At 66.3% G+C, this 6,813-nt stretch carries 6 protein-coding genes; 2 read left to right on the top strand and 4 right to left on the bottom strand.

What is annotated here, in order from left to right; genetic code table 11:
• The 4 genes from ACFDS3_RS18125 to ACFDS3_RS18110 all read right to left on the bottom strand — a co-directional run.
• A partial coding sequence (locus ACFDS3_RS18125) for a M3 family oligoendopeptidase (protein WP_375263754.1) occupies positions 1–1,162 on the bottom strand: 1,162 nt, incomplete at its 3' end.
• A 69-nt stretch (positions 1,163–1,231) separates the two neighbouring features.
• Positions 1,232–2,164: an amidohydrolase family protein gene (locus tag ACFDS3_RS18120; RefSeq protein ID WP_375263753.1), complete on the bottom strand. Its 933-nt coding sequence runs from the start codon at positions 2,162–2,164 to the stop codon at positions 1,232–1,234.
• Positions 2,157–3,749, bottom strand: a complete 1,593-nt coding sequence (locus ACFDS3_RS18115) for an ATP-dependent DNA ligase (protein ID WP_375263752.1) — start codon at positions 3,747–3,749, stop codon at positions 2,157–2,159. Before ACFDS3_RS18115 ends, ACFDS3_RS18120 begins: the two co-directional genes overlap by 8 nt.
• The gene (locus tag ACFDS3_RS18110) at positions 3,746–4,762 is read right to left on the bottom strand and encodes a ligase-associated DNA damage response exonuclease (RefSeq protein WP_375263755.1); all 1,017 of its coding nucleotides are present in this window, start codon (positions 4,760–4,762) and stop codon (positions 3,746–3,748) included. The genes ACFDS3_RS18115 and ACFDS3_RS18110 overlap by 4 nt, the downstream gene beginning before the upstream one ends.
• 111 nt (positions 4,763–4,873) lie before the next feature.
• On the opposite strand from ACFDS3_RS18110, the gene ACFDS3_RS18105 reads away from it, so the two are divergent.
• Complete coding sequence (locus tag ACFDS3_RS18105; RefSeq protein WP_375263751.1) at positions 4,874–6,289, top strand: circularly permuted type 2 ATP-grasp protein; 1,416 nt, start codon at positions 4,874–4,876, stop codon at positions 6,287–6,289.
• 1 nt (position 6,290) lies between these two features.
• Positions 6,291–6,813 (top strand): alpha-E domain-containing protein (locus tag ACFDS3_RS18100; protein ID WP_375263750.1); only part of this gene is annotated, 523 nt, incomplete at its 3' end.

Raw genomic sequence — 6,813 nt, 5'->3', positions numbered from 1 at the left:
TACCCAGGTAGTTCAGCATCACGTAGGGATGGGCGTCGGTCACCGTGGGGTGCGCGAAGGCACCGGGCGCCTTGCCGGGGGTGACGGCGGCGTCGATCCAGCCCTTGTCGAAGAACGGCTCGGCGAGGTCGGCGAGCTTGGGCGAGAAATCGGCATAGGCGTCCATGACCATGCTGCGCGCCTCTGGCCAGGCGACGCGGCGCTCAGTCTCCATTGGCAGGGGGGCGTTACGATCCCAGACCTGCATCCGGTCGAGGCCGAGCCACTTGCGCTTCAGCTCGTAATACCGGTGCGAGAGGCGCGGATAGGCGCCGACGACGGCGTCGCGCAGCGCCTCGACCACCTCGGGCTCGACATCGTTGGACAGGTGACGGCCGGTCTGGGGCGTCGGCATCTTGCGCCAGCGATCCTCGACCTCCTTTTCCTTCGCCAGCGTGTTGTGGACGCGGGCAAAGGTCTTGAGGTTGGCCGAGAAGACGCGGCCCAGCTCGCGCGCGGCGGCCTCGCGGGTGGCGCGGTCCTGGTCGGTCAGGTGGTTCAGCGTGGCCTCGATCCCCTCGACCTCGCCGTTCACCTCGAATTCCAAGCCCGAGATCGTCTCGTCGAAGAGCTTGTTCCAAGCGGTCGCGCCAACGACCGACTGGTCGTGGAGGAACTTCTCCAGCTCGTCCGACAGCTGATAGGGGCGCATCTTTCGCAGGCGGTCAAAGATCGGACGATAGCGGGCGAGGTCGGCATTGGCATCAAAGAGGGACTGCAGGTGGCTCTCGTCGATGCGGTTGACCTCGAGCCCGAAGAAGACGAGCGGCGCGGTATAGGTCGTCAGCCGGTCTTGGCAGTCGGACAGGAAGGCGGCGCGCTCGGCATCGGTGGTCTGCTGATAGTAGCGCAGGCCCGCGTAGGACATGAGGCGCCCGCCCACCATGTCGATCTTTTCATAGCGGTGGAGGCATTCGAGCATCTCGTCCGCCGAAAGCTCTGCCAGCCTGCCCTCGTAGCGCTCGGCGAAGGCTGCGCCTTCGGTCTCCAGCCAGTTCAAGTCACGCTCGACCTCGGGGGCGTCGGGTGCGGCGTAGAGGTCGGTAAGATCCCAGACGGGCAGGTCGCCCAGATCCTTGCCACCGGCGGTGGCGTTGGCGTCGAAGACGGGCTGGCGGGTCATGTCGGCTCCTCGGTGATGTGTTCGCTCCGACATATGGTGCGGCGTGCGCCCCGCCAACCCGAACGGCGGTCAGAACCGATAGAGCGTCTGCGGCGCGTCCACGAGGATCGTCTGCCGCGCCTGGCTGTCCGTCACCGCATCGAAGAACCGGTCGAGCAGGATGCCGGCGTCGGGAACCTCTGCGCCCTGCAGCATCAGGTGCGGCCAGTCAGATCCCCAGAGGCACCGCTCGGGCGTTTCGGCAAGCGCGGCGACGAAGGGCTGCGCGATGTCGTAGGGGGCCGAGGTCAGCCGGTAGAGCGCCGAGAGCTTGACGTAGGCACGCCCGCCCGAGACCAGCCGCCGCACGGCGTCGAAGCCGGGGCTGTCGGGGCCGGCGCTGACGTCGGGCCAGCCGAGGTGACCGATGACGACGTCGCAAGGTAGTTCGGCGATCTCCTCGGCCCGCTCGGCGACGCGGTCGGCAGTCATCAGGATCTCGAGATGCATGCCGCGATCGGCCAGCCGGTGCGTTAGCGGCTTGGCCTCGTCCCAGGAGAGCGGCGCGTCGAAGACCTCGTTCATGCGGATGCCGCGGATACGGGTGTCGGCGAGCTTGTCCAGCGCCTCGTCCGTCACATCGCCACGCACGATCCCGACGCCTGCGTAGCTTTCGCCCAGCCGGCGCAGCGCCTCTATGGTGACCGAGTTGTCCTCGCCATAGAGGGCGGAATGGACGATCACGCCGCGCGACATCTCGAGCGTGGTCATGTGCGTCTGAAGAAGCTCCAGCCAATCCTCGAAGCCGCGGCCGGGCGAAGGGTCCTCGATCCGGTGGTCCCAGAGCGGAAAGTCGTTTTGCCCGCCCACGAGGTGGAGATGCGTGTCGCATGCCCCCTGCGGCGGCAAAGTCGACGGCACTTTCGGCCGGTCGGCGGGGGACAGGCCCACGGGTAACTCGGACACAGTGTCGTAGTCGCGGTCCGGGGTGGCGTCGGGGAGGTTCCGGTCATCTTCAGCCATAGGCGCTCAGCATCTCCTTCAGGTCGGTCAGTGTGTTGGCCTCGGCGGTCGGCTTGTCGTGACGCCAGCGGGCCATGCGGGGAAACCGCAGGGCCACGCCGGACTTGTGACGCGGGCTCTCCTGTATTCCCTCAAACGCGATCTCGAACACATGTTCCGGTTTTACCTGCCGGACGGGACCATAGCGTTCGAGCGTGTTGCGGCGCACCCAGGCGGTGATCTTGCGGAATTCCTCGTCCGTGAGACCGGAATAGGCCTTGGTGAAGGGCACGAGGTCGGGGCCGTCCCAGACGGCGAAAGTGAAATCGGTGAAGAGGTTCGCCCGGCGGCCGTGCCCCTGCTGGGCGTAGATCATCACGGCGTCGATGGTCAGGGGATCGACCTTCCATTTCCACCAGTCACCCTTGCGCCGTCCGTCGCGGTAGGGCGCGTCCTTGCGCTTGAGCATGATACCCTCGGCCTGATGCGCGCGGCTGTCGGCGCGGATCGCGGCGAGGTCGCCCCAGCTGTCGAAGGACAGGAGGGGCGAGGCGCGTAGCGGTGCCTCGGGCGGCAGATCGGCGATCAGCGCGTCGAGGCGTCCGCGCCGTTCGATGAAGGGGTCCGCTCGGATGTCGCCTCCCTCATGTTCGAGGAGGTCGTAGGCGTAGAGAATCACAGGTGCCTCGGTCAGCAGCTTCTTCGGGACTGTCTTGCGGCCGATGCGCTTTTGCAGGGCGTTGAAGGGCAGGGGCGCTTCGTCGGACCAGGCGAGGATCTCTCCGTCGAATACGGTGCCGGCGGGCAGGAAGTCGGTCAGCCGGGCGAATTCGGGAAAGCGGTCGGTCATCAGTTCTTCGCCGCGGGACCAGAGGAAATGCTGGCCGCCGCGCAGGATGAGTTGCCCGCGGATGCCGTCCCACTTGCGTTCGGCCGCCCAGTTTGCGGACTCGTCGAGCGTCTCGGGGCCGTGGTCCAGCTGGTACGCGAGGTAGAACGGATAGGGCTTCGACAGATCCGTCTCGGGGTCGGGGACGCGGATGAGGGCGTCGAAGCTGGTCTGGTCGGGGGTCCAGTCGCCCATCAGGCGGTGCGCGAGGTCGGGCTCGGCGATGCCGGTGGCGCGCGACAGGGCGCGGGTCATCAGCTTCTGGCTGACGCCCATGCGGAAGCCGCCGGTCAGGAGCTTGTTGAACACCAGCCGCTCGCGGGCCGTGAGCAGGTCCCAAGCGTCGAGGATGCCTTGCTTGCGCGCCGCCTCGTCCAGTTTCGACAGGCTGCGGATCGCGTCGATCCAGTGGGTCAGGGTGTGGTCGGACGAGCGGCCGGGATCGGGCAGGACCAGCGCGATGGTCTCGGCGAGGTCGCCGACGATCGGATAGCTTTCCTCGAACAGCCACAGGGGGATGCCCGCGCGCTCGGCGGCCCATTCGCGCAGGTAGGTGGTGGTGATCGTGCGCTTGGGCCGCCGGCCGGACAGAAGTGCGATCGTCCAGAGGCGGTCGGGCTCGGGCGCTTCCGTGAAATAGGCGGCCAAGGCGTCGACCTTGGCGTTGGTTTTGGTCGTCTGGTCGAGCGCGGTAAAAAGGGCGGTGAAGCGTTTCATGGTGCCTCGGCCGGATCGGGGTCGAGAGTTTCGCCCTCGTACTGCGTTTCGACGATAGCAGCATCGTAGCCTCGGCTTTCCAGCCAGCGGCGGAAGATCTGGATGTAGCCGTGGGTGGCGAAGATGCGCTCGGCCCCCGTTTCGGCGATAGCGGTGTTTAACCCCTCCCAGTCGGCGTGGTCGCTGAGGACGAAGCCGCGGTCGGCGGCGCGGCGCCGGCGCACTCCGCGCAGGGCCATCCAGCCGCTCGCGAAGCCTGTCGACGCGGGGCCGAAGCGCCGCGCCCATGCCGTGCCGAGGGCCGAGGGCGTGGCAAGGACCAGCGCGCCGGGGTGGTCCTTTGGGTTCAACTCCGGCGTCACGCGGATCGTGTCCGGGAGGGGCAGGCCCTGCGCGCGCAGCACCTCGTTCGTATTCTCGACCGCACCGTGGGTCAGGATCGGACCCATCGAGGCGTCGATGGCCGACAGCAGCCGCTGCGCCTTGCCAAGGGCATAGGCGCCTAGGATCGTCGCGCGCCCCTCGGCCGCATTGCCCCGCCACCAGTCGTTGATCTGCATGGCCACGGCGTCCTGGCTGTCCCAACGGAAGACGGGCAGACCGAAGGTGCATTCGGTGATGAAGGCGTGGCAGCGGACGGGCTCGAACGGGTCCGAAAGGCCGTCCGGCGCCACCTTGTAGTCGCCCGAGACGACCCAGATCTCGCCTCCGACCTCGACCCGGATCTGAGCCGAGCCGGGGACGTGTCCGGCGGGATGGAAACTGATCGAGGCGTCGCCGATGCGGCGCGTCTCGCCATAGGCCACCGTTTCGATCCTGATGTCGCCGAGGCGGTGGCGCATGACCGGGGCGGCGCCGGCGGTGGCCAAGTAGCGGCCCATGCCGGGGCGGGCGTGATCCGCATGGCCGTGTGTGATGAGCGCGCGATCCACCGGCTTCCACGGGTCGATGAAAACATCGGCAGCGGGACAGTAGATGCCGCGATCGGTGAAAGTCAGGACGGGATCGGCCATGTCCGACAGGGTAGCGCGGGGTCTCGGACGGTCGAGCGGGCGCACGCCGGTTGATCTGAGCGGCTTGGCGTCTAAGCTCAGAGGGACACCAGAGAGACGGGCCCCCGAAACATGCCGGACTATTTCAACGAGATGTACGAGAACGGCGCGGTCAGGGCGCCCTATGCCGGGATCGAGCAATGGGCCAACACCATGCCGGTCGATCTTCGGGGCATGAAGCAGTCAGAGGCCGAGAACCTGTTCCGGCGCATCGGTATCACCTTCGCCGTCTATGGCGAAGGCGGCTCACCCGACCGACTGATCCCGTTCGACATGTTTCCCCGTATCTTCTCGGCCGACGAATGGGGCCGGCTGGAGCGTGGGATCAAGCAGCGGGCGCGCGCGCTGAATGCCTTCCTTGCCGACGTATATGATCGCGGCGAGATCGTCCGCGCGGGCCGCATCCCGGCGCACCTGGTCTATCAGAACGAGGCGTTCGAAATCGCCGCCGCCGGGTTCACGCCACCGCAAGGGATCTTCAGCCATATCGTGGGGATCGACCTCGTCCGCACAGGGCCCGATGACTTCTACGTGCTCGAGGACAACTGCCGCACGCCATCGGGTGTGTCATACATGCTGGAAAACCGCGAGATCATGATGCGGATGTTCCCGCAGCTCTTCCAGGAGAACCGCATCGCCCCGGTCGAGACGTATCCGCGCCAGCTCAAGCGGACGTTCGATTCGGTCGCGCCGAAGAAATGCGAGGGGGACCCCTGCGTGGTCGTGCTGACGCCCGGCCATTTCAACTCGGCCTATTACGAGCATTCGTTTCTGGCCGACATGATGGGGGTGGAACTGGTCGAAGGTTCGGACCTGTTCGTCGAAGGCGAGTTCTGCTGGATGCGCACGACGGAGGGGCCGAAGAAGGTTGATGTGATTTATCGCCGGATCGACGATCCGTTCCTCGACCCGCTGTGTTTCCGCCCCGATTCAATGCTGGGCGTGCCGGGGCTGATGAATGTGTATCGCTCGGGCGGGGTGACGATCTGCTCGGCGCCCGGCGCCGGAGTGGCCGACGACAAGGCGATCTACATCTACGTGCCCGAGATGGTACGCTTCTATCTGGGCGAAGAGCCGATCCTGCAGAACGTGCCGACCTGGCAATGCGCCAAGCCAGACGAGTGCAAGTACGTGCTCGAGAACCTGCACGAACTGGTCGTCAAGGAGGTGCACGGCTCGGGCGGCTACGGGATGCTGGTTGGGCCGAAATCCACGAAGGACGAGATCGAGCTCTTCCGCACCAAGATCGAAGAGAACCCCGCGGGCTACATCGCACAGCCGACGCTGGCGCTTTCGACCTGCCCGACCTTTGTCGAGGAGGGCTTCGCGCCCCGGCACGTCGATCTAAGGCCCTACTGCCTTGTCGGGCAGGACGTGACGCTGGTGCCGGGGGGGCTGACCCGCGTGGCGCTGACGGAAGGGTCGCTTGTCGTGAACTCCAGCCAGGGTGGCGGGGTCAAGGATACCTGGGTCATCGCGGGGATTTGAGATGATGCTGAGCCGCACGGCCGACAATCTTTACTGGATGGCCCGCTACATGGAACGGGCCGAGACGAATGCCCGCCTGCTCGAGGTCGCGTCACGCAATGCGCTGTTGCCAGATACCCACGGCGGCAACCGCAACGAATGGGACTCGGTCCTTCTGGCGTCGGGCACGCGCGACGCGTACCGCGCGAAGTATGGTAAGGAGGCCGTCGAGCGGAACGTCGAGACGCACATGTTCTTCGACCGCGACAACCCTTCTTCGGTGGCGTCCTGCATTCAGGCAGCGCGCGAGAACGCGCGGATCGTGCGGACTGCCCTGACGACGCAGGTTTGGGAGGCAATCAATGAGGCCCATGCCGAGATGACGCAGCTCGCCCGGATGGAGCGGTCGCGGCTTTCGACCTCGGACATGAAGGACTTCGCGCTGCGGCACATGGCCCATGTCCGCGGCGGGCTCGTATCGACACAGCTCAGGAACGACGGGTTCGACTTCATGAACATGGGCTACTACCTGGAACGTGCCGATT

It is taken from the genome of Palleronia sp. (genome assembly GCF_042089775.1).
Taxonomy (GTDB): Bacteria; Pseudomonadota; Alphaproteobacteria; order Rhodobacterales; family Rhodobacteraceae; genus Palleronia.
The sequence above is the reverse complement of the archived record's forward strand: the minus strand, read 5'-3'. Positions and strand labels throughout refer to the sequence as shown.